22 protein-coding genes are annotated in these 22705 nt (G+C 60.1%); 10 read left to right on the plus strand and 12 right to left on the minus strand.

Going from position 1 to position 22705, the window contains the following annotated elements; genetic code table 11:
- Positions 1 to 74: 74 nt before the first annotated feature.
- The 7 genes from EDD52_RS10080 to EDD52_RS10110 all read right to left on the minus strand — a co-directional run bounded on the left by EDD52_RS10080 (position 75) and on the right by EDD52_RS10110 (position 7033).
- Positions 75 to 1301, minus strand: a complete 1227-nt coding sequence (locus tag EDD52_RS10080; RefSeq protein ID WP_132244467.1) for a CaiB/BaiF CoA transferase family protein — start codon at positions 1299 to 1301, stop codon at positions 75 to 77.
- A gap of 21 nt (positions 1302 to 1322) precedes the next feature.
- The gene (locus EDD52_RS10085; RefSeq protein ID WP_132244469.1) at positions 1323 to 2840 is read right to left on the minus strand and encodes a tripartite tricarboxylate transporter permease; all 1518 of its coding nucleotides are present in this window, start codon (positions 2838 to 2840) and stop codon (positions 1323 to 1325) included.
- A gap of 4 nt (positions 2841 to 2844) precedes the next feature.
- Positions 2845 to 3297, minus strand: a complete 453-nt coding sequence (locus tag EDD52_RS10090) for a tripartite tricarboxylate transporter TctB family protein (RefSeq protein WP_165907506.1) — start codon at positions 3295 to 3297, stop codon at positions 2845 to 2847.
- Between the two features lie 57 nt (positions 3298 to 3354).
- Complete coding sequence (locus tag EDD52_RS10095; protein WP_132244473.1) at positions 3355 to 4350, minus strand: Bug family tripartite tricarboxylate transporter substrate binding protein; 996 nt, start codon at positions 4348 to 4350, stop codon at positions 3355 to 3357.
- Between the two features lie 119 nt (positions 4351 to 4469).
- A complete protein-coding gene (locus tag EDD52_RS10100; protein WP_132244475.1) occupies positions 4470 to 5114 on the minus strand; it encodes a fumarate hydratase C-terminal domain-containing protein in 645 nt (214 codons plus the stop codon).
- Complete coding sequence (locus tag EDD52_RS10105) at positions 5111 to 6025, minus strand: fumarate hydratase (protein WP_207906006.1); 915 nt, start codon at positions 6023 to 6025, stop codon at positions 5111 to 5113. The genes EDD52_RS10100 and EDD52_RS10105 overlap by 4 nt, the downstream gene beginning before the upstream one ends.
- A gap of 96 nt (positions 6026 to 6121) precedes the next feature.
- The gene (locus tag EDD52_RS10110) at positions 6122 to 7033 is read right to left on the minus strand and encodes an NAD(P)-dependent oxidoreductase (protein ID WP_132244477.1); all 912 of its coding nucleotides are present in this window, start codon (positions 7031 to 7033) and stop codon (positions 6122 to 6124) included.
- Positions 7034 to 7264: 231 nt separating this feature from the next.
- On the opposite strand from EDD52_RS10110, the gene EDD52_RS10115 reads away from it, so the two are divergent.
- The 4 genes from EDD52_RS10115 (at position 7265) to EDD52_RS10130 (ending at position 12133) form a co-directional block, all read left to right on the plus strand.
- Complete coding sequence (locus EDD52_RS10115; protein WP_243651892.1) at positions 7265 to 9367, plus strand: 3-hydroxyacyl-CoA dehydrogenase NAD-binding domain-containing protein; 2103 nt, start codon at positions 7265 to 7267, stop codon at positions 9365 to 9367.
- Between the two features lie 3 nt (positions 9368 to 9370).
- Positions 9371 to 10573 carry a 3-oxoadipyl-CoA thiolase gene (gene pcaF, locus EDD52_RS10120; RefSeq protein WP_132244479.1) on the plus strand — a complete coding sequence of 401 codons (1203 nt, stop codon included), beginning with the start codon at positions 9371 to 9373 and terminating at the stop codon, positions 10571 to 10573.
- Positions 10574 to 10603: 30 nt separating this feature from the next.
- Entirely contained in the window at positions 10604 to 11266 is a 663-nt protein-coding gene (locus tag EDD52_RS10125) for a glutathione S-transferase (RefSeq protein ID WP_132244481.1), read from the plus strand.
- Positions 11267 to 11380: 114 nt separating this feature from the next.
- Entirely contained in the window at positions 11381 to 12133 is a 753-nt protein-coding gene (locus tag EDD52_RS10130) for a GntR family transcriptional regulator (protein WP_132244483.1), read from the plus strand.
- Positions 12134 to 12163: 30 nt separating this feature from the next.
- Here EDD52_RS10130 and EDD52_RS10135 read toward each other — a convergent pair whose 3' ends face one another.
- The 3 genes from EDD52_RS10135 to EDD52_RS10145 all read right to left on the minus strand — a co-directional run bounded on the left by EDD52_RS10135 (position 12164) and on the right by EDD52_RS10145 (position 14967).
- A complete protein-coding gene (locus EDD52_RS10135) occupies positions 12164 to 13354 on the minus strand; it encodes an acyl-CoA dehydrogenase family protein (RefSeq protein WP_132244485.1) in 1191 nt (396 codons plus the stop codon).
- The gene (locus EDD52_RS10140) at positions 13351 to 14430 is read right to left on the minus strand and encodes an acyl-CoA dehydrogenase family protein (protein WP_132244487.1); all 1080 of its coding nucleotides are present in this window, start codon (positions 14428 to 14430) and stop codon (positions 13351 to 13353) included. The genes EDD52_RS10135 and EDD52_RS10140 overlap by 4 nt, the downstream gene beginning before the upstream one ends.
- Positions 14431 to 14508: 78 nt before the next feature.
- Positions 14509 to 14967, minus strand: a complete 459-nt coding sequence (locus EDD52_RS10145) for a MaoC family dehydratase (protein ID WP_132244489.1) — start codon at positions 14965 to 14967, stop codon at positions 14509 to 14511.
- A gap of 170 nt (positions 14968 to 15137) precedes the next feature.
- Between EDD52_RS10145 and EDD52_RS10150 the strand changes: the two genes are divergently transcribed.
- The 4 genes from EDD52_RS10150 to EDD52_RS10165 are packed head-to-tail and all read left to right on the plus strand — an operon-like array spanning position 15138 to position 18400.
- Positions 15138 to 15992 carry an alpha/beta fold hydrolase gene (locus EDD52_RS10150; protein ID WP_132244491.1) on the plus strand — a complete coding sequence of 285 codons (855 nt, stop codon included), beginning with the start codon at positions 15138 to 15140 and terminating at the stop codon, positions 15990 to 15992.
- Between the two features lie 4 nt (positions 15993 to 15996).
- Complete coding sequence (locus EDD52_RS10155; RefSeq protein WP_132244493.1) at positions 15997 to 17190, plus strand: CaiB/BaiF CoA transferase family protein; 1194 nt, start codon at positions 15997 to 15999, stop codon at positions 17188 to 17190.
- Complete coding sequence (locus EDD52_RS10160; protein WP_132244495.1) at positions 17190 to 17792, plus strand: carboxymuconolactone decarboxylase family protein; 603 nt, start codon at positions 17190 to 17192, stop codon at positions 17790 to 17792. The genes EDD52_RS10155 and EDD52_RS10160 overlap by 1 nt, the downstream gene beginning before the upstream one ends.
- 8 nt (positions 17793 to 17800) lie before the next feature.
- A complete protein-coding gene (locus tag EDD52_RS10165) occupies positions 17801 to 18400 on the plus strand; it encodes a flavin reductase family protein (protein ID WP_132244497.1) in 600 nt (199 codons plus the stop codon).
- Between the two features lie 342 nt (positions 18401 to 18742).
- Here EDD52_RS10165 and EDD52_RS10170 read toward each other — a convergent pair whose 3' ends face one another.
- Positions 18743 to 19288 (minus strand): YaeQ family protein, encoded by a 546-nt coding sequence (locus tag EDD52_RS10170; protein WP_132244499.1) that lies wholly within the window; start codon positions 19286 to 19288, stop codon positions 18743 to 18745.
- Positions 19289 to 19670: 382 nt separating this feature from the next.
- Between EDD52_RS10170 and htpX the strand changes: the two genes are divergently transcribed.
- Positions 19671 to 20594 carry a zinc metalloprotease HtpX gene (gene htpX, locus EDD52_RS10175; RefSeq protein ID WP_132244501.1) on the plus strand — a complete coding sequence of 308 codons (924 nt, stop codon included), beginning with the start codon at positions 19671 to 19673 and terminating at the stop codon, positions 20592 to 20594.
- A gap of 155 nt (positions 20595 to 20749) precedes the next feature.
- On the opposite strand, the gene EDD52_RS10180 is transcribed toward htpX, so the two are convergent.
- A complete protein-coding gene (locus EDD52_RS10180; RefSeq protein WP_132244503.1) occupies positions 20750 to 21196 on the minus strand; it encodes an Lrp/AsnC family transcriptional regulator in 447 nt (148 codons plus the stop codon).
- A 133-nt stretch (positions 21197 to 21329) separates the two neighbouring features.
- Here EDD52_RS10180 and EDD52_RS10185 point away from each other — a divergent pair, with 133 nt between their 5' ends.
- Positions 21330 to 22391: an ornithine cyclodeaminase gene (locus EDD52_RS10185; protein WP_132244505.1), complete on the plus strand. Its 1062-nt coding sequence runs from the start codon at positions 21330 to 21332 to the stop codon at positions 22389 to 22391.
- Positions 22392 to 22705: the final 314 nt, after the last annotated feature.

Genomic DNA, 22705 nt, shown 5'->3' on the forward strand with positions numbered 1-22705 from the left:
CGCCCACCGGGGGCCCTTTTCTTATTTATACAACGGCTTACTGAACGAAACTAACCTAATAAGTTACGGACAGATTAGCGCACAGCCCCCGCATCGCGCAGCTTGGTGATTTCTGCCCTGTCCAGCCCCAGAACTGTCGTCAGAACTTCGTCCGTATCCGCGCCAAGCTCTGGCGGTGCCCGGTCGTAGACATTCTCTGTCTCAGAAAAGACAATTGGGTTGGCGATGATATCCAGATCCCCAACGCGCGGATGCGAGACCTTGCGCCGCAACCCGCGATGTTCGAATTGCGGATCTTTTATCACATCGTCAAACCCGCAGATCGGCCCCGCGGCGATGCCAATCGCTTCAAGCTCCGCCTGAAGCTGGCTGGCGGGGCGGGTGGAAATCCGCTCTGCCAGCAGCGGGATCAAACTGTCGCGGTGCTGCACCCGTTGCAGATTGGTCGCAAAGCGCGGATCATCAGCCAGTTCCGGGCAACCCAGGTAATCGCATAGACGGCGGAACTGACCGTCATTGCCCACAGCGATCATGATGGGCAGGTCGGCCGCATCGAAGACTTGCCAGGGGCAGGTAACCTGCGACGCAGTGCCGTTGCTCACCGGTACGATCCCATTGGCGAAATAATTCATGGCAACATGCGACGTGGCATGAACCTGCGCGTCATACAGTGCGATATCCAGATGCTGGCCTGTGCCGCCAGCCACGTCGCGGTGGTTCAACGCGGCAAGAATGGCTATGACCGCGTAGGACCCGGCATTGATATCAGAGATCGAGTATCCCACCAGGTTTGGCCCCGCACCGGGTTGGCCCTCGGGCACGCCGGTCACGCTCATCACGCCGGTCATCGCCTGAAAGATCGGGTCGTAGCCCGGCAGATGAGCGCAGGGCCCGCTTTGCCCGTACCCGGTGATCGAGCAGTAAACCAGCCGGGGATTGACCTTCGAGAGACTGGCATAATCGAGGTTGAAACGCGCAAGGTTGCCAACCTTGAAATTCTCGATCACCACATCGGCCGTAGCAGCAAGCCGGGTCACGATATCCTGTCCTTCGGAAGTTGAGATATCGACCGCGATCGATTGCTTGCCCCGGTTCATCGACAAGAAGGACGATGTCAGCCCAGTTTCTTCGCCGTTTTCGTCAAGATGGCACACCCCCATCTGCCTGGTATCATCGCCACCACGCGGGTGTTCGACCTTTATGACCTCGGCCCCGAAATCAGCCAGCATCTGCGCGGCCCACGGGCCGGCAAACACGCGACTGAGGTCCAGCACACGGATATGGGACATGGATCCTTGCATTGCTGTCTCCTTTGCGCGCGGTCAGGCCTCGCCGACCACGTCGGACGTGTTGCGCTGTTTGCGGATGATATTTCTGACACCACCGATCATCGCCCAGATCAGGAGAAGCGCAGACAGTGCCAGCACCGATCCGGCAAGCGGGTCGGTCAGGATGCGAATCGCGTCGCCGCGGGCCAGAAGCATGGCGCGACGCAGATTTTCCTCAAGCATCGGGCCCAGAACGAACCCGAGGATCAGCGTGGCCGGAGAATAGCCGACCCGCTGCATCAGGTAGCCAAGCGCACCGAAGATCACGACAATTCCGACATCGAAGACGCTGGTCCGCATTGAAAAGACCCCAATGCAGATGAGGGCGATCACGACCGGATAGATGAACTTGTACGGGAACTGCAGAACCCGCACCCAGATCCCGATCAGCGGGATATTCAGGACCAGAAGGAACAGGTTGCCGATCCAGAAACTGGCGATCAGCCCCCAGAATACTTCCGGGTGATCCGTCATGAGAAGCGGCCCCGGAGAGATCCCGTGGATCATCAGCGCGCCCAGCATGATCGACATCGTGGCGCTGCCCGGAATTCCGATGGTGAGCGTGGGAATGAAGGCAGTCTGTGCCGCAGCGTTGTTGGCCGACTCCGGTCCGGCAATTCCCTGAATGGCCCCTTTGCCAAAGATCGAGCGGTCCCTGGCAACGCGCAATTCCACCGCGTAGGACAGGAACGCCGCGATCACCGTGCCGGCCCCCGGCAGCGCGCCCAGAAAACCACCGATGGAGCTGCCACGCAGAATTGGCCCACCGGTCGCGCGCATATCCTTGCGCGTAGGCAGCATGGAGCGCATGTCGACCTTGTGTTTCACGCTGCGGGCATTGGACCCGGTGATCGAACTGGCGACCTCGGCTATTCCGAACAGGCCCATCGCCAGACCCACCAGGCTGACACCATCGCGAAGTTCCAGAAAGCCGAACGTGTACCGGAAATCGCCCGAGGTTACATCGGTGCCGACCGTGCCCAAAAGCAAGCCGAGCACCACCATGATCAGCGAACGGATGACAGACCCGGTTCCAACGGTGACAGCAGCCACAAGGCCAAGCAACATGAGGGCAAAGTAATCCTCTGGCCCGAAGCCCAGACCAATCTTTGCAATGGCGGGCCCGAACGCCATCAGCGCGACAATGCCCAGCGAACCGCCGACAAAAGACGCGATGGCGGTGATGAACAGCGCCACCCCTGCGCGGCCTTGCTTGGCCATCGGGTTGCCGTCCAGACAGGTCACCGCCGCGGACGGTGTGCCCGGCAGATTCAGCAGGATCGACGCAATCGAACCGCCATATTCGGCACCATAGTAAATTCCGCCAAGGGTGATCAACGCGGTCGTCGGTTCGAGGTAGAACGTAACCGGCAGAAGCAGAGAGATCGCCGCAAGCGACCCCAATCCCGGCAGGACCCCAATGAGGGTGCCCAGAAATACACCGGCGAAGCAGTAGCTGAGATTGGTCAGCGTCGCCGCAGTGGCAAAGCCCATCAGGATGTTGTCAAGCATGGGATCAGAACCCGAAACGAATGAGCGGCAGCGTCATGCCAAGAAGAAGGGAAAAGAGCCCCCACGCCAGCAGGCTGGTCGCCGCTGCAATGATGGCGGCCGGAAGGATGCCGAAATCAGGCTCGGCAAGGCTGGTGAAGCCGACGCAGACGAAAAACGCCGGGATCAGCCCGAAAAAGTGGATGGTGAGCGCGAACCCGGCAACCGCTGCTAGGATCGCAAGCATCGGGCGCCATTCGATCCGCGAGGACAGGTCCTCGAATCGGCTGACAACGGCAGTTATGGCCTCGGCCAGTCCGAGCCCCACGAGGATCACCGACAGGACCATCGGGAAATATCCCGGTCCGAGCCGCCGGGCAGAGCCGAATTCATACACCGTCGCGCCGACAATCCCGACCAGCCCGATGCCCACCATGATCAGCGCCACCACGAGCCGCAAAGACAAATGTTTGGACATGACACTCTCCCCAGAAACCATAGGGGCGGCCGGATGACCAGCCGCCCCGGATGGGCTTTATTCTGTCGCGATGCCCGCATCCTTGATGACGCCCTGCCACTTGGCCCGTTCGGCGGCAAGAAAGGCGCTCGCCTCTGCCGGGGTGGTCAGTGTCGGGGCAAGACCTTGCTTGCCATAAGATTCAAGAACTTCAGGGTCTTCCATCGCGGCGTTCAAAGCTGCGGACAGGCTGCTCTGGATTTCGTCGGGCGTGCCTGTCGGGACAACCATCAAGTTCCACAGCTGCGCCGAATAACCTTCGAACCCGGATTCAGAGACCGTAGGCACTTCGGGCATCAACGAAGACCGCCCGACCGAGGACACCGCGTAGGGCATGATGCCCTTGGCGCGGACTTGCTCGGCCGCACCGGGCGTTGTCAGCATGGCCACGTCCACATGGCCACCCAGCACGTCGTTCATCAACGGCGTGTTGCCCTTGTAAGGGATATGCAGAACGTCGATCCCGGCAGTTGCCGCAAGGTATTCCATTGCCAGATGTCCCGGTGTGCCAACACCCGAAGTGCCATAGGCGATGTCACCCGGATTTGCCTTGGCGTATTCGATTAGGTCGGGCAGCGTCTTTGGCTCCAGATCAGTGCGCCCAGCGATCAGCAGGCCCAGAGTGCCCATGATGCCGACAACATCCAGATCATCGTCCATCGAGAACCCGGGATCCTTGCCCAATGCGGCAATCAGGATCGAGGTTCCGACCCCGCTGACGCCGACAGTGTAGCCATCCGGGTCAGAGTTCGCGACATGAGCGATCGCAACCGAGCCACCGGCACCGGCACGGTTTTCGACCACTACGGGCTGTCCGAGCGTGTCTGTCATGTGGCCCGCAAGTATCCGCGCCACGACATCAGTCGAGCCGCCCGGCGGGAAACCAACAACAAGCGTCACCGGTTTGGTTGGATAGTCCTGCGCCATTGCCGGTTCAGCGGTGAAAAGCGCGCCCGCGCAAACTGCACCAAGCCCAAGAGCCCCGGCTATTCCCTTCCAAGATATGCGTATCATTTCGTTCTTCCTCCCAGTAAATGTGCCAGTCTTTTATAGACTATTAAACTAGCTATATGCCTTTTAAATCCTTCAAGCAAGCTGTTTATCTACGGCAACATCCCCACCCCTTGGGACATTCAGGCATCGCCGGAGGTCTCCACAGCGTCGCGCTGCGCCCGCATGGCCTGCAACAAGTCTTCGCGCCGCCCCAGCGCCGCCGTATGCGTTTCGTCATAAATGCTGCGCCCATGCGCATCGATCCCAACCGTCAACGGCCCCAAGCGCTCTACCTGAATGCGGGCGATGCGATAGTGCGAAATCATCTCGGGCCAGCCGATGCCCGTCACCTTGCGGATGGCCTGAGTGATGATCTGCGCACCCCCGCCCAGAAAGCCAAGGTAGACGCAGCCATTCTCGGCCATGGCCTTGGCGCTCTCGGCGCTCAAACCGCCCTTGCCGCCGGTCATGCGCAGGCCCAGCCCCGGGATCAATCGCGGCATATGGCCGTTGAACCGCGTGCTGGTCGTCGGGTTCATGTAGATTATCCGCAAAGAGCCGTCCTCGACCTCTTCATTCAGACTGCCAAGATGAAAGAGCGCGCCACCAGACATGTCAAACGGGGCCTCTTCTTCGCCATCGATGCAGCGCAACAGGCGATCATGGGTTGGCAGACCTGCCGTGGCGAAGATCTCTCCGGTCAGATAGACGACATCTCCTGCCCTCAATTCCCTGATCGCCACTTGATCGACCGGAAGGCTCAACTCATGTTCGCGCACGCTCATTCGCCCCACTCCATCCGGCCATCATTCCACATTCGGACACTGGTGCGGCGGTTGATCCAGCAGTTGAAGCACACCGCGACCGGCGTGAACCCGTGCCCGCTGGCATAATCGACATGAACGCCCAGCACGGTCGTATCGCCACCAGTGCCCATCGGGCCAAAGCCCAAACCGTTCACTGCTGTTTTCAACCGATCCTCCATCGCTGCCAGGGTCGGTTCGGGGTTCACCTGCCCGATCGGGCGTAGTGTTTGTTTCTTGGCCATCGACGCGCAGAAATCAAAGGATCCACCGATCCCCACACCCATGATGACCGGCGGGCAATGCTGCGCACCGGCCTTGATCGCCACATCCAGCACGTAGGTCTCAATTTCTTCGAGCGAGGGGAAAGTGAACAGTTCAAGCGCCGCCCAACGGCCAGAGCCCAATGCCTTGGGCGAGCAGATGATCTCGACATAATCCGCACCGCTTTCAAAATCATACGACACAAGCGGCATGTCCTTGCCGTGATAGCCGCGCTCGCGCGTCAGCGGGTTCGTAACATGCTTGAGCAACGGCGGATCGATTGTATCGACCAGCTCCTCATAGCCACTGCGGATCGACGCCTTGAGGTCACAATCCAGTTCGGCCTTGCTGCCGATCTTGACGAAATAGGTGGGCACGCCACTGTCCGAACACACAAACCGGTCTTTTCGCTCGGCCAGCTCGGCGCTCTTGAGTTGCAGGTCCAGGGTCCGTCGCGCGATCTCGCTGGACTCAACCTTCATCGCAGCGCGCAGGCCTTCCTTGGCGTCTTCGGGAACCTTGCGCAAAGACCGCGAGTAGAGCTCTCGCGTCGCGGTGTGAATCATGTCGTCGGTGATAGGCACTTGGCTGGATCCGATCCGTAGCTGATCTGCCCCGGGCGTGGCCATGCCACCCCTCCGCGACAGAGGCGCCCTAAGAAGCGCCATGTTGGGATATTGCGCAAAACCTGCACAGTTTGCCCCATTAAGTCAATAATATGTTTTTTAATCATCAAAACTCAATAGCTCTGCGATCCGCGCAATCAGGTCGACGCGGTTCTGGCGCGTGAAAACCGCCGCATGCGGCGACAGGATACAGTTCTCCAGTTGCAGAAACCTTGGGTCAGGCATTGGTTCATTCTCAAAGACATCCAGCGCGGCACCGGCGATGCGCCCCTCCTCAAGCGCCGCAATCAGCGCAGCCTCATCCACCACGGAGCCACGCGATACGTTGACAAGGTAACTCTGCGGCCCGAGCGCCTCCAACAACCCGATATCGGCGAGGTGGCGCGTCGCTTCGCCTCCGGCGCAGCTGAGAATGACCACATCGGACTGGGCGGCCAGACGCAACGCGTCCGGCTCGAAACGCCATTTCACATCCTTCTTTGTTCGCCCCGTATAGGCAACCGAACAACCGAGCGCTGCGAGCTTTTCTGCAATTCGCGATCCGATCCGCCCCAGTCCGACAATACCGACTTGAGCACCCGAAATACGCAAACCCAGTGGCGCGCGGGATTGCGTCCACGCACCACTGCGGACGAAACGGTCATTCGAAACCACGTTACGAAGCAGAGCGAACACCAGCGCCACCGCATATTCCGCCGTGTCTTCCGTCATCACCTCCGGCGTGGGGCAAAGCGCCACCCCCCGCGCCTCCAGCCATGGCTGGTCGAAGCGATCGACCCCTGCCCCGACGCTGGCGATCCTGCGCAAACCGGTTAGCTTTTCGACCAATTCGCGCGCAGCCCCGCCAACCGCCGAGGTCAACGCACGATCAATCTTCGCGCGCGCCTCTGGCAACAGATCGACCCATTGCTCAGGCTCCATCAAGTGAAAGTCAGGCAACAAGGCCGCCTTCACATCCGCCGGAACGGCACCCAGGATCGCCACAAGGGGTTTTGCAGTATCACATGGCATTCTTCTTTTCCTCCGCCGGATTCCAGCATGCGCGTCGGCGCCGCTCCGCCTCAATATTCAGGCTCTCAGAAAGAATATCAATCTAAAAGCTAGTCATATCGTTTTTTATGTGCTAGGCGTCGTCGCGCCCAGCCTCCGCACAACCAGCCTGGAGGTGGCAGCACCGGCCGCGAGGGCGCCCAAATTGAACCTGGCGCATCTTGCGGAAAACACAACGCACGGAGGGGTACTGTGACCGAAGCCAAGTCTGACATGGGCATGCCTGAGAAGGAAGAAGAGAACCGGGTCGTCTTTCGCATGGTGGACGGAATCGCTACCCTGACCATCAACAACCCACCGGTAAATGCCGGGTCGCTTGCCGTCCGGCAGGGCCTGCTCTCTGGTCTTGCGCGTGCAGTGAAGGAACATGCCCAAGGCGTCGTGATCGTTGGTGCCGGGCGCTGTTTCGTGGCCGGGTCGGACTTGCGCGAATTTGGGAAGCCCTTGGAAAAGCCGGAACTCCCCGATGTCATCAAAGCAATCGAGGATAGCCCCCTGCCCGTCGTGGCCGCCCTGCATGGCGTGGCCCTCGGCGGCGGTCTGGAACTCGCGCTTGGTTGCGACTACCGGATCGCGGCGCCCGCAACAAAGCTGGGCCTGCCCGAAGTCACCCTTGGCATGGTTCCGGGGGCTGGCGGAACCCAGCGCCTGCCCCGCCTGATCGGTCAGGTCGCGGCCGTCAGCATGGTTTGCGATGGCCGTCGAATTCCCGCCGCCGACGCGCGCTCCCTCGGCCTTGTCGATGCACTGGCCGAGGATGATCTGCTCGCCGCTGCGATACAATTTCTGAAGTCAGAGGATCGGCCCAAGCGGCTCGCTACCGAACAACCACTGCCCGAAGAGTCCCCGGAAGATTTTGAAACCGCCGCAAATCGCGCCCTGAAGCGCGGGAAAAAACGGCCCAACGTGGCCGAGGCGGTCCGGCTCGTCAAAGCCGCGGCAGACCCCGATGTCGCCGCCACGCTTACGGATGAACGTGCAGTGTTTCAAAGGCTCCGGCTGGGCAGCGACGCATTTGCCCTGCGCTACCTCTTTTTCGCCGAACGCCAAGCAGCATCAGTTGACGGGTTGGACATCAAGGCCGCACGCCCTCTGAAACACGCAGGGGTCGTCGGCGGCGGCACGATGGGTCAGGGCATCATTCGCGCCCTCTTGTCCGCTGGCCTGACGGTCACTGTGATCGAGCGCGACAGTGACGCGTTGGACCGTGCAATGACTGCGTTGCGCCAATCGTTGCAAAATCAGGTCGATCGGGGTCGCCTTGCGTCTTCGGACTGCGCCCAAAGGCTGAAAAAACTTGCTGGCGCGACATCGGTCGACGCGCTCGCCGACTGCGATCTGGTGATCGAGGCCGTTTTTGAGGACATGGTCGTCAAAGCCGCGCTGCTGCGTGACCTTGAGGCCGCAATGCGCACCGACGCGATCATTGCGACCAACACGTCCTACCTCGACATCAACACGATGGTCACAGGCTTGTCCCATCCGGAGCGGGTTCTCGGGCTGCATTTCTTCAGCCCCGCCGACATCATGCCGCTGCTCGAAGTGGTCAGGGCCGACAAGACATCGGACGAGGCACTCGCCACCGGCCTTGCGCTGGCACGGCGGCTTGGCAAACAGCCGGTGGTGGCCCGCGTGGCCGAAGGCTTTATCGGCAACCGGATTTACGCCGCTTATCGGCGCCGCGCCGAACTGCTGGTGCTGGATGGCGCAGCGCCCGAAGATGTGGATCGCGCGATCACCAGCTTTGGCTTCGCCATGGGTGTCTTTGCCGTATCGGACATGTCTGGCCTCGATATCGCGTGGGCCATGCGCAAGAGGCAGGCAGCAACACGCGACCCGAAGGCGCGCTACGTCGCCATCCCTGACAAGCTGTGCGAGGCGGGCCGCCTGGGCCGCAAGACCAATGGTGGCTGGTATGACTATACCGACGGCAAAGCGACCCCTTCGCCAATCGTGGCGCAAGTGATTGACGACTGTCGCTCCGAGGCCGGGATTGTCCCCACGCCCACCGATACTGACACCATCCAACGCCAGCTCATGGCGGCAATCGTGAACGAAGCTGCATTGCTGCTGGAAGAAGGCGTGGCCCAGCGACCTTCGGATGTCGATGTCACCCTGACCAATGGCTACGGATTTCCCCGGTGGCTGGGCGGGCCGCTATACTGGGCGGCGCAGCAGGACCGGGCCGCCCTTCGCGCGGACCTTGACGCCTTGGCAAAAGCTGTCGGTCACGGCCACCGCGAGGGCCCCGTGATGACGGTACTGGACCAACTCGACCTTCCCGTTAAGGACTGACTTATGGAACATGTCTACATCTGCGATTACATCCGGACACCCATCGGCCGCTACGGCGGCACATTGTCCGGCATCCGAGCTGACGATCTGGGCGCACTGCCCCTGAAAGAGCTTCAGAAACGGCACCCCTCGCTGGACTGGGAGGCCGTAACCGATGTGATCTATGGCTGCGCCAATCAGGCGGGCGAAGACAACCGGTCAGTCGCGCGCATGTCACTGCTCCTTGCCGGCTTGCCCGAGACCGTTTCCGGCACCACGATCAACCGCCTTTGCGGCTCTGGCATGGATGCGGTTCTGGCAGCCTATCGCCGCCTTGCCGTGGGCGAAGGTGATCTGGCCATCGCGGGCGGCGTTGAAAGCATGAGCCGCGCGCCTTTCGTGATGCCCAAGGCCACCAGCGCGTTTTCCCGCAGCGCCAGCGTCGAGGACACCACGATTGGCTGGCGCTTCATCAATCCGCTGATGCAGAGACAGTACGGCACGGATTCGATGCCCGAGACTGCCGAGAACGTCGCCGAGGAGTTCAACATCTCCCGCGAGGATCAGGACGCATTCGCCCTGCGCTCGCAGCAGCGCGCGGCCGCCGCCATCGCGAATGGCACTCTGGCAAAGGAGATCTTCCCAGTCGAGGTTGCGCAGCGACGGGGCGATCCGATCCTGTTCGATACGGACGAGCACCCACGTGCCACCAGCGCCGAGAAGCTGGCCGCCCTGCCAACGCCCTTCCGGACCCGCGGCAGCGTCACGGCCGGGAATGCCTCGGGCGTCAACGACGGCGCGGCGGCGCTTATCCTTGCAGCAAAGGCCGGGATCGCGCGGCACGGCCTGACCCCACTGGCCCGCATCACCGGCGGTGCGACTGCCGGTGTCCCGCCCCGGATCATGGGCATCGGGCCCGCCCCGGCGACAGAAAAGCTATGCGCCTACCTTGGTCTGCAACCTGCGGATTTCGACCTGATCGAGCTGAACGAAGCCTTCGCCAGCCAGGCCCTGGCGGTCCTTCGACGGCTTGGCATTCCCGACGACGCGGCGCATGTGAACCCCAACGGTGGCGGCATCGCGCTTGGCCACCCTCTTGGCATGTCCGGCGCGCGGATCACTGGCACGGCCGCCCGCATGCTGGCGCGAGGCGAAGGCAAACGCGCCTTGGCGACCATGTGCATCGGCGTCGGACAGGGCATCGCCATCTCGCTTGAAGCGGCGTGAAGCGGGCTCTTGGACAGGAAAGGAACAGAGATGAAGCTGCATTGGTCCCCCCGCTCGCCCTTTGTACGAAAGGTGATGATCGTTCTGCACGAGACCGGCCAGTTGGACGATGTCGAACTGGTCCGGTCGGTGGTGGCCCTGTCGCAACCACCGAACCCGGAGCTTCTGGCTGACAACCCGTTGGGCAAAATCCCGACGCTGATCACGGACGAAGGCATGGCCCTGTTCGACAGCCGGGTGATCTGCGAATACCTGGACCAGCGGTCGAATGCCGGTCTTGTGCCCTCTGATCCCGGCGCACGGATGCAAGCGTTGCGCTGGCAGGCTCTGGGGGACGGGCTGACCGACATGCTGCTGTTGTGGCGAACTGAGCTGACCCGCCCCACGGGGCCGTGGCAGGCCGTGACCGACGGTTGGCTTGCCAAAGTCCGCGCCTGCATGACTCAGCTAGAGAACGAAGTGTCCAACCTGCGCACCGCACCATTCGGGATCGGCCATATCGCGATTGCCTGCGCTTTGGGGCAGTTGGATTTCCGCTGGCCCGACAGTGACTGGCGCAGGCAGTTTCCAAAGCTCGCCGCGCTAGGCGCCGAATGGGACGGGCGCCAGTCGATCTCGGTCACGGCCATCAAAAACGATCAGGCGGATGATAACAGCCTGACGCTTGGACATCTGTCATTTGCACCACATTAAGCTTTCCGCGCCGTGTCACGCGGCGCGGTTTACATTAAAAGCTAGATTTTATGATTGATAGCCCGCAGGCCTCGCTATATCTTTGCAAAGAACAAAGATCGAGGAGCACGCGCCATGGCCAAAGGCCAGATCGAAAACGAGACCATAAAAGCGCTGAAGAAAAGCAATGTGGCGCGCTACATTCAGCTTGCCAGCCTGTTCCGCAGCCGCATTGAAAGCGGTGAATGGGATGTTGGTGACAAGATCCCCAATGTCGAGGAACTGGCCAAGGAATGTGGCGTGGCGACCATGACGATCCGCCAGGCGCTGGATATCCTTGAAGAGGAAAACCTGATCGAACGGTTCCGCGCCAAAGGCACCTTCGTCAAGGAAATGCCAAAGAAAGAACTTTGGTGCGAAATCAAGACCGACTGGACGGGCCTGCTGATCGCCCGTGACGACGCGGAAATCGAGATCCTGAAGGATGAGCGCAACGTGCAGCTTCGCCGCCGGGACGATATGACCGGCAATCTTGCCCCCAACTATCGTCACCTGCGACGGCGTCACTGGCGCGACGGCAGCGCGTTTCTGATCGCGGATGTCTATGTGGACGAACGCGTGTGCAAGCACATAGATGAAAGCGCCTATACCACCGTCACGGCCATGCGCCTTGTGGCGGATATTCCCGGTCAAAAGATCATGGACGCGCATCAGATCGTCACCATTGGAACGGCGGATCTGGAAACCTCGACCGCGCTGAACATTCCGATCGGTGCTCCGGTGGGCAAGGTCAAACGCGTTGCGGTGAACGAGGTTGGCGACCTGATCCTGGTTGCGGACGGGATCTACCGCGGCGACATGATGAAGATCTCGGTCAAGCTGCGCTGATACCCGGCGGCCCTAACCGCCGGGAAGGCATTATTTCGGCAAATCAAGACTCGCCCGTGCGACGACATTGCGCATGACCTCGGTCGAGCCGCCAAAGATCGTGGTTGGCCGCGCAGCCAGCCACGTCCCTGCCGTATCCAGCCGGGCCGTAGCGTCGGTCAATTGCGCGCCGCCCAAACTGCCCGCAACCTGCAACATTTCTTCTGAAATCCGCTGGTATAACTCGCTTTGGCAGATCTTCAGCAATCCGACATCCGCACCAATCGGCGCCCCTGTCCGCAACCGTTCGACATAGGTTTCAAACAGGTCCGACAGGTCGGCCAGATCCATTTCCAACTGTGTGAACCGGTCCCGAAAAACTGGGTCTGACCAAACACCTTCGCGTCTTGCGATCTCCTCCAATCGGGCCAGAGCGCTTGCTGACAGGCGCGGCGCACCGATGAACACCCGCTCATGCCCCAGCAACGCCTTGGCCATCGCCCAACCGCCATTCACCTCGCCAACGATGTTGCCTATCGGAATGCGAACGTTGTCAAAGAAGACTTCGCAAAACTCCGCGTGGCCTTCAAGGTTTTCGATCTCGCGCACGGTGACGCCCGGCGCTTCCATCGGAACCAGCAGAAAGCTGATCCCGGCCTGTTTCCTGACAGACTTGTCTGTGCGGGCCAGCACGAAGATCATGTTGGCGTCGGCGCCCAGAGTGATCCAGGTCTTTTGCCCGTTGAGAACCCAATGGTCACCGTCGCGCAACGCTTCGGTCCGCAGCGCGGCCAAATCTGACCCGGCGCCCGGCTCACTATACCCCTGGGCCCAAATATCCTCGCCGCTCAGAATGCGTGTCAGGTAATGGTCCTGCTGCGCCTGCGTTCCGAACTGAATGAGCAGCGGCCCAAGCATGACGGTGCCAATGTCATGCATGCGGGCACAGCCAAACCGTTCGTATTCTTCTATCAGGATCAGATGCTTGCCAGCGTTAAGCCCCATGCCGCCAAGGGCCTGCGGCCATGTCGGTGCCAACCATCCCGTGCGAGCCAGAACGGCATACCACGGGCACACTTCCTGCCAGCGCAATCGACGCAGCAAATGACGGGGGATATCGGGATAATGCGTTTCAATGAAATGGCGCACCACAGCCCGAAACTCCGCATCCGGCATCGCGTTGTAATCCGGATGCGGCGCGTGATCTGCGCGAAATGGTGGCTGGACATCCGTCTGAGTCATTGCGCTTTCTCCCTTTCGTCACGCATCGCCGAAAACTGGCGGCGCAGGTCTGTGTCCACACCGTAAAGCCCTGCAGACACCATGGCTTTGCGCGCAAACAGACCGATGTCGGCCTCGTCTGTATATCCGATAGCGCCGTGCATCTGGATCGCTTCGCGTGCCGTCAGCCGGGCCAGGCCACCTGCCCGGCTGCGCGCCCGCAAGATGGCCATCTGCGCCAGATGCGGGTCTTCGCTTCGGTCCAGCATCCGTCCCGCTGCACCTATGGCGGCGCGCGCCAGTTCAAGCTGAAGTTTGATTTCTGTCGCTCTGTGTTGCAGCGCCTGAAACTGTCCGATGGGTACGTCGAATTGCTTGCGCATCCGCAGGTAGTCCAGTGTGATTTCAAACGCCCGCTCGGATAGCGCCATAAGGTAGGCCGCATGCATCAGCATCGCCTCGCGCACAAAGGTGGTCATTCCGGCGCAAGGCAGCACCTCTGCCAAGACGTCCGCAAAATCGAGCTGGGCCAGAAAGGTGCCGTCATGCATCTGTTGTCCGGTGACGGTCAGCCCGGGCGCGTCTTTTGGCACCACCGCGATGCCTTCGGCCAGTGTCACGACGAAAATGTCCGCCCCGAGGCCGCCCTCGACCGCAATTTTCCTGCCATTCAGCCGGCCGTCCGATACCGTTACGCCAGCAGTTGGATCGCAGTCACTTGCGCCCCCCTGCCACGCCGCGAGCATGATGGTTTCGCCCGTCAACGCAGCTTCGGGCGCCCCTGCCCCAGCCGCTGACACAAGGCGCAGCGCAAGAATTGCAGAGATAACCGGCTCCGGCACCAGGCCGCGACCCAACCCCGCGCATAGCGCCGTGGCTTCCCGCAGACCCAGACCCAAGCCCCCGTCATCTTCTTTGGTGCGCAGCGCCAACCACCCCATTTCGGCAATGATGCGCCACGTCGTCGGGTCAAAACCTGCGCCGTTTCCCCTTTGCTCCCTCACCCTGAGAAGGGAGCCATCCTCCGGGACCACGGCACCAAGGCTGGCCTCCAACATCCTGACATTCTCAACCCAATCGTCTGGTTCACTCTGCATCTCTACCCCCGGATCAAATAAATCATAAATTAGCTTTTTGATGCCCTCCACGGGCAAGAATACGAAACGCGGCCACCTCTAGCCGTCGGAAATCAGCAAGATTCCGTCAGCGGCGATCACCGTTTTTACGGTCTCTTCAACGTCGATTTCGGACCTGAGCCCGATCTTTGTGCCCAACTTGTGTGGCTCTGCAGACGTGACGGTCTGGCGCAACCTTATGCGTGATCCCACCGGCACAGGCGCAATGAAACGGACCCTGTCATACCCATAAAAAAGCCCTTCGCCCCTCCGTTCCACTTTAAAAAGCTGGCGTTGGAGCTTTGGAATCAGCGAGAGAATGTATAATCCGTGGGCAATCGTGCGCCCGTCAGGCAACTCGCTGGCTGCACGCGTTTCATCGAGGTGGATCCAGTGATCGTCACCTGTCAGGCTGGCAAAGGCGGTTATCTCATCCTGCGTGATGGTGCGCCAGCCCGTCGGGCCCAAAATTGTGCCAAGGTGATCGGCAAATTCTGCCGGTGTTTGCAGGGTCAGCATGCGCTTTCCTCCGTCGGTGCGGCGTGCCTAATTTCATTTCATGCATAAAACTAGCTTTTTGGATTGTCAACGCAGGGGGCAGCAGCTATGGTTGGCCAGACACCGCGAAATCCGCAGCTGCAATCCAACGGCATCCCATTGGACTTGAAGGCCGCAAATATGGAGGCGACATGACCCGATCGGATCGGACCAGTCAAATTTCCGTCCTGCGCGACGGCTATTCTCTTTCGGCGGAACGGATTGCCCCCCCCGCTCCGGGTCGGCCGTGGCTGGTGTTCAGCAATTCATTGGTCACCGACGTGACGATCTGGGACGCGCAGGTTGACAGGTTCGCCGACAGGTTCGGCATTCTGCGATATGACCAGATGGGCCACGGCACTTCAGGGCTCTCGCCCCGGACACCTGACTTCGATGCGCTGGGTTCGGACCTGTTGTGTGTTATGGACGCAGCCAGCGTGGACCGCGCGATCTATGTCGGGTTGTCCATGGGCGTCCCAACCGGACTTGCAGCCCATGCGGCACAGGCCAACCGCTTTGCCGGTCTGGTGTTCTCGGATGGGCAATGCCGCACCGCGCCCGGTGGCGGGGCTGCTTGGGAGGAACGCATTGCGAACGCCGAAAGCTCTGGCATGGACGCGTTCGCCCGCGCAACCGCGAACCGCTGGCTGACAGCCGCGACATCGGATGACCGTCGGGCACGACTGATCGACATGATCGCCGCGACACCGTTCGAGGGGTTTCGTGCCTGTGCAACCGCACTGATGCAGTACGACTATGCCGATGAACTTGCGCGTATCGCTGTGCCGACCCTCTTGATCGCCGGCGCCGAAGACGGCGCGATGCCCGATGGCATGGCATCCAACCTCAAACCCAACATCGCCGGGGCTGAGTTGACAGTGATCCCCGATGCCGGACACGTGCCCTGTTTTGAACAGCCCGAAGCCTTCAATCGCGCGCTGGACGGCTTTCTGCCCCGGCTCGACGCCACCGCCGCCCCAATCCCTCAACCCCTGAACGTGAAGTGACCACATGACTGGACCTCTCAAACATATCCGCATTCTGGACCTGTCGCGCATCATGGCCGGGCCCTGGGCGGGCCAAATTCTGGCTGACCTTGGCGCCGAAGTGATCAAGGTTGAACGCGCCAGCGTTGGTGATGACACCCGCCGCTGGGGGCCACCCTATCTGAAAGACACGAAGGGCAACGATACCGGGGAGTCCGGCTATTTCCTTTCGGTGAACCGCGGCAAGAAATCCATCGAGGTCGACATATCCTCGGCCGAAGGACAGGCCGTGATCAAGGCTCTGGCTGCCAAATCCGACATCTTGTTGGAAAATTTCAAGGTCGGAACCCTCGCACGTTACGGTTTGTCCCCCGACGACCTGAAGGCAATCAATCCAAAGCTGATCTACTGCTCGGTCACCGGGTTCGGACAGGACGGGCCGCGCGCCAAGGATGTCGCTTATGACTTCATGATCCAGGCCATGGGCGGATTGATGAGCGTCACGGGCGTCCCCGACGGCGAACCCGGTGCCGGCCCGCAAAAGGTGGGCGTACCCATCGTCGATATCATGACCGGCATGTATGCCACGATCTCTGTTCTGGCGGCACTGGCAGAACGCGACCAGAGCGGTAAGGGCGATACGATCGACATCGCCATGCTGGACGTGGCGACGGCAATGCTTGCCAATCAGGCAATGAACCACCTCGTTTCCGGCGACAGCCCGACCCGCAAGGGCAACAAGCACCCGAATATCCAGCCGCAAGACGTCTTCCCGGTACGCAATGGGCATATCGTTCTGGCCGTTGGCAACGACGAACAGTTCGTGCGCTTTGCGGCTGCAATCGACCGGGCTGACCTGTCCGACGATCCGCGCTATGCAACCAATCGCGAACGGGTGCGCAATCTGGATACGTTGCATCCGCTGATCACCGAATGCCTTGCGCAGCGGGATCTTGAGGACTGGATTGCAATCTTTGGTGAGCAGAAGGTCCCCTGCGGCCCGATCAACACCGTTCCGATGGTCTTTGCAGAAGAGCAGGTCCGCCATCGCAAGATGCTGCAAGACCTGCCGCACCCCCTGTCGGGAACCGTACCGTCGGTCGTCAGCCCGATGCGCTTCGCCAGATCAGAGCTGAGCTTTGAGTCCGCACCGCCGCTTTTGGGCGAACACACTAACGACATTTTGCGCCAGCTCGGTCTGGCAGAGGAGACACAGTGATGAGTGAACCCCGCATTCCCCTTTTCGGCATGGATAACGTTCCTGAAAAGCAGCGGGAAGTATACGAGCGGATCGTGACAGGCCCCCGCAAGACACTCGTGGGTCCGCTGCGTGCCGCGCTGCACAATCCTATGCTGGCAGATCGCTGGCAGGCGCTTGGCCAGGTGCTTCGATATGAAACCAGCCTTCCCGCCAAGCTGAACGAACTGGCGATCCTTGTCACTGGACGCCATTGGAATTGCGAGCTGGAATGGACAATCCACGCCGGCGAAGCCCGCCGCGCAGGATTGGACCCCGTCATTATCGAGGCCATCCGCGATTGCAAGGTTCCGGCGTTCGAAAATGAAGACGAAAAGTGGATCTACGAATACAGCCGCGACCTTCTTGATCGTGGGCAGGTTGCCGATGACATCCACAAGAAGGTTTTCACCCGATGGGGCGAAACCGGGGTGGTCGAACTGACTGCCGTGGTTGGATATTATTCGATGGTGGCACTGACACTAAATGCGCATCACATTCCGCTGCCAGCCAATGTGCCGCCAGAGCTCAACAGCAAGGCGACCGGACGAGCAAGCCTGCCCTCGGCCATCAAACACCAGTAGGTTCCGGAATGTTCTACGATCCGCGATCAGAGCCTCATGGGCTCGCGCACAACCCCTGGACCGCGCTGGTGGTGCCGCGCCCGATCGGCTGGGTATCGACCCTTTCAGATAGTGGCGATGCCAACTTGGCGCCTTACAGTTTTTTCAACGCTGTCTCGGGCAATCCGCCTTTCGTGATGTTCTCCTCTGCCGGACGCAAAGACACGCAGCGCAATGCAGAGACCACGGGCGAGTTCGTGGTCAACATGGCGACGGCAGAGCTGATGGGGGCAATGAATGCGTCATCCGCCGTTCTAGGACCCGAGGTTGACGAGTTCTCCCTTGCCGGGCTCGAGAAGGCGCAATGCCACAATGTCTCTGCCCCGCGCGTCTCCGCCTCACCCGTGGCAATCGAATGTGTTCTGAATCAGGTGGTGACTATGACGACACGCAATGGAACGCGCGCCGCGTCGCAGGTGATCATCGGAGAGGTCGTCGGCATACATATCGCTGATGAAGTGATCGTCGACGGGGTGCTGGACATCAGGAAGATGCGCCCACTCTCACGTTTGGGATATATGGATTACTCGGTAATCGACGAAGTGTTCGCGATGGATCGCCCAAGCTAGGCTCAGGCGCCACATTGGCTCAGTTTCTTACTTTGCCTCCCAAGATACGAGGCTCACTGGGCCGACCGTGAAACGCGGGCCGCATGAAGCTTGCAAAGGGGTCGGAACAGCGGGAGTTGTGAAAATCCGGCGGGAACTCACGGTCAAATTCTTGAACAAAATCGACTGGTGTCAGGTTGGCCTGAAACCGGTGAAAGCTGTCTTTTGGCACGCCTCAACGGCCTGAAAGGCGAGCCGTTTCGTGTCAGGCGCTTCGCGACCCCTTGAACAGTTGCGGCTACGCCCGACGGGCTTGCGGCCACATGGCTAGTCAAGCCCGACCCTGCGGCAGCCAGCAGAGAATCACGAGGCACCCTTCCATGGCACCGGGGTTACGTAGACGATGCTCTCCCCGACGCTGACCATCACTTCTTCGTCCTGAATATTGACGTGCAGCTTCATCGCGCGGCTTGCCAGTTTTGCAAGTTCACTTGTGTCGGTTTCGGACAGATTGATGACCTGAAGATTGTCAAACCGAGTGGTGCTGTTCTTGATCTTGTCCCACCACATCTCGGCTGTCCTGCCGCCATATGGATAGACAATCACTTTCTCAGCTTTGCCGCAGGATTGACGTATCACCTTTTCGCTGGGAAGCCCCAGCGCCACCCACACATCCAGCTCGCCGCTCAGGCTTTTTTGCCAGATATCGGGCTCGTCATCCGTTGAAAGACCTTTTGTCATCTCCAGATGCTCATCTGCATTTAGCGCAAAGGCCAAAAGGCGCACCATCAGCCGCTCATCCGTCTCCGAGGGATGTTTGGCAACGGTCAGCTTATGGGTCTCGTAGTAATGACGATCCATGTCTGAGACTGAGAGCTCAACTTTATAAATGGTTGATTTTTGCGCCATGACTTTTCCCAAAACGTCTAAGATTGGGATGCCTACTGCGTCTGACGCATATGTGAAAGCAGATAAGAGAGCCAAGAACGACGCCGATCTGAATGTTGTGCGATCCTGCCACGTTGGGTGGTTGACCGGTATCAGCCCAACGCCCAAAGTCCCGAGTCAGAGGCCAAGCAACAGAACTTGGACATACTACCTGCGGTTTTGAAAAAATTCACTTATCCGTCTGAAAGCAACAAAGCCGCCGAAAACCCGGTCTCCACCGGCAGCCAGAGGCTCAACTTTCAGAGACCCCAAATTGCCAATGTGTACCGCACCGCTGCTTGAATGGGACGCCGCCCGCCCCATATTTTCTTCATTCCTTCGATGTGAGGTTCGGAAGACCAAGATGGGTTACGTAAAAACAGCAATGTTGATGGCCGCCATGACCGCCCTATTCACGGGGGTGGGATACCTGATCGGCGGGTCGGGCGGTGCGATCATCGCGCTCGTGGTTGCGGCGGCGATGAACGCCTTTACCTGGTGGAACTCCGACCGCATGGTGCTGCGCATGCACAACGCCCAGCCGGTGATGCCCGGTGACCGGATGGGCCTTCATGCCCTGACCGCAGAGCTTGCCCGAAACGCGAACCTGCCCGTACCCAAGGTTTACCTGATCGACACGCCGCAGCCCAACGCGTTTGCCACCGGTCGCAACCCTGCGAACGCGGCCGTCGCGGTCACCTCCGGGTTGCTCCGCAGCCTTTCGCGGGAAGAGCTGGCCGGTGTGATCGCCCATGAACTTGCGCATATCCGCAACCACGACACCGCGATCATGACCGTCACCGCAACCTTCGCCGGTGCTATTTCGATGCTCGCCAATTTCGCGCTCTTCTTCGGCGGCTCCCGGGAACGGCTGGGGCTGATCGGCACGCTCTTGATGATGTTTCTGGCACCGATGGCAGCGGCGCTGGTGCAAATGGCGATCAGCAGAACCCGCGAATATGCCGCCGACAAAGCCGGGGCAGAGATCTGCGGCCACCCCCTCTGGCTGGCATCGGCATTGGAGAAGATCGCTATGGGGGCCTCCCGGATCGACAATGACACAGCCGAGCGCAACCCGGCGACGGCGCATATGTTCATCATCAACCCGCTGCACGCACAGAAATTCGACAGTCTGTTTGCAACGCATCCCGCGACGGAAAACCGCGTGGCCGCGCTTCGTGCCATGGCGCCCGGACGCGGGCGATCTTCAGTCGTGGCAGATCGGCCCAGTCAGGCGCACCTCGCTGCGCGTGGACAAAACCGCAGAGGAGCGGGCCCTTGGGGATGATCATCCCTTTGTTTTGAGCGACCAACCGCCCGACGGATGTGATATCCCCCTGCCCGCTTCTATACACTCCCAGCCAACGCACCTGCGCCACCGGCGCGCTCAGAATGTTAGCAATTGCCGCCACGCAGCGCCGGACCGGTTCGCATTGTGCGATGCTATATGCTGGACAACAGAATACTTGTCTCGCTGTTGAGGATCCCGTCGACCAGTCGCACCTCACGCAGGACGGCGTCGAATTCGGACAGGTTTTCCACCAGAACTTCGGCGATCAGATCCCACTTCCCGCTTGTTGTATGTATGGCTGTGAGCGCGGTCAGCCCGCGAAGCTTGTTGATGACCTGAGTGGTGTTTCGCCCGGATACCTCGATCATCATGATCGCGCGGATCTGGTTGGCATCATAGTCCTCGCGGACTCTGGCGGTGAAACCAAGTAAGGCCCCGGAGGCAAGGAGCCGGTCGAGCTGCGTTTGCACTGTCGCGCGCGACACACCCATGATCTCTGCAAGCTTTGACACCGGCGCCCGCCCGTCCGTTCGCAACAGCCCGATAAGGGTCCTGTCATGGTCGTCGAAGATATACTTCGTTGGGGAAGACTTTACCAAGGCGGACCTGCAATTTGCTCAACGAAGCTATACAATCTGTATAGGCGACGCTAAATTTTATGGTAAGTTACCCATATTTTCTGCAATTTCAATGATCGATACTGCCGCCCAGCATCCCCTTTTGAGGTCCATCATGACGGCTCCTGAACCCTCCAGACTTGCTTATGTGCCCTTTGTGAGTGTCGCGAACATGATGCGCCTGATCCACCGCATCGGTATTTCCGAGATGCTCTCTGGCGTGGCGGCCTATATCGAAGAAGACTTTCACCGGTGGGAGCTTTTCGACAAGACACCGCGGGTGGCGTCTCACTCTGACGTGGGTGTCATTGAACTGATGCCGACTTCGGACGGTGCCGTTTATGGCTTCAAATACGTGAATGGGCACCCCAAGAACACGGCGGAGGGGCTTCAGACCGTGACGGCCTTCGGCCTTCTGGCCGATGTGCAGACCGGCTACCCGGTGCTTTTGTCCGAAATGACAGTGCTGACCGCGCTGCGGACGGCGGCCACATCCGCCCTTGTGGCCAAGTATCTGGCACCGGAAGGGGCCGATACGATGACATTGATCGGCAATGGTGCCCAATCGGAATTCCAGGCGATGGCGTTTCGCGCGATCTGTGGCATCCGCAAATTGCGACTGTACGACATTGATCCGGAAGCTACGCGCAAGGTCATGCGCAATCTGGCCGGTCAAGGGTTTGAGCTGACTGCATGCGGGTCCGCGCAAGAGGCGATCGAGGGTGCACAGATCATCACAACCTGCACTGCGGACAAGCAATACGCGACCATCCTGACCGACAACATGGTCGGTGCCGGTGTCCACATCAATGCTATTGGCGGCGACTGTCCGGGCAAGACTGAATTGCACAAAGATATCCTGAGCCGTGCAGACGTCTTTGTCGAATACCCGCCGCAAACCCGCATCGAAGGCGAAATTCAGCAAATGCCCGCAGACTTTCCGGTGACCGAAATGTGGGAGGTCATCACCGGCGCAGCCAAGGGACGCCGCGATGCGCGGCAAATCACACTGTTCGATGGCGTCGGTTTCGCGACCGAGGATTTCTCGGCATTACGGTATTTGCGCGATCAATTGGAAACCACCGGCCTTTACGAGGCGCTTGACATGATCGCGGACCCCGACGATCCGCGCGACCTGTTTGGAATGTTGCAGCGTGCTAAGACGGCAGACCTCTGATCCGGCCTTCGGTTCAGGCGCCTGCCGATGCCATCGCTCCGCCCGCACCACTTCAAGGTGAACATAAAAACCGCGACAGGACATTGTAGAGCTGTCGAGGTTTCATGCCGACCCTAGTGCGCGCTGAAGCCACTCTCCGTTCGAAGGCGACGAGGCGTTTCCAACTTCCGCAGCGCCTCAACCTGCCGTAGCTTCATAGCAATCGCTTCAGGTTTGCGTCGTAACCGCCCGATTTGGACCACCTGCCGCATTCGCTTAGTAGATCTTATACGACGTCGTTACTGACGTGGATAACGACGTCGTATGCGGCGAGG

Origin of the sequence: Primorskyibacter sedentarius, from assembly GCF_004342065.1 — a bacterium.
Classification (GTDB): Bacteria; Pseudomonadota; Alphaproteobacteria; order Rhodobacterales; family Rhodobacteraceae; genus Primorskyibacter; species Primorskyibacter sedentarius.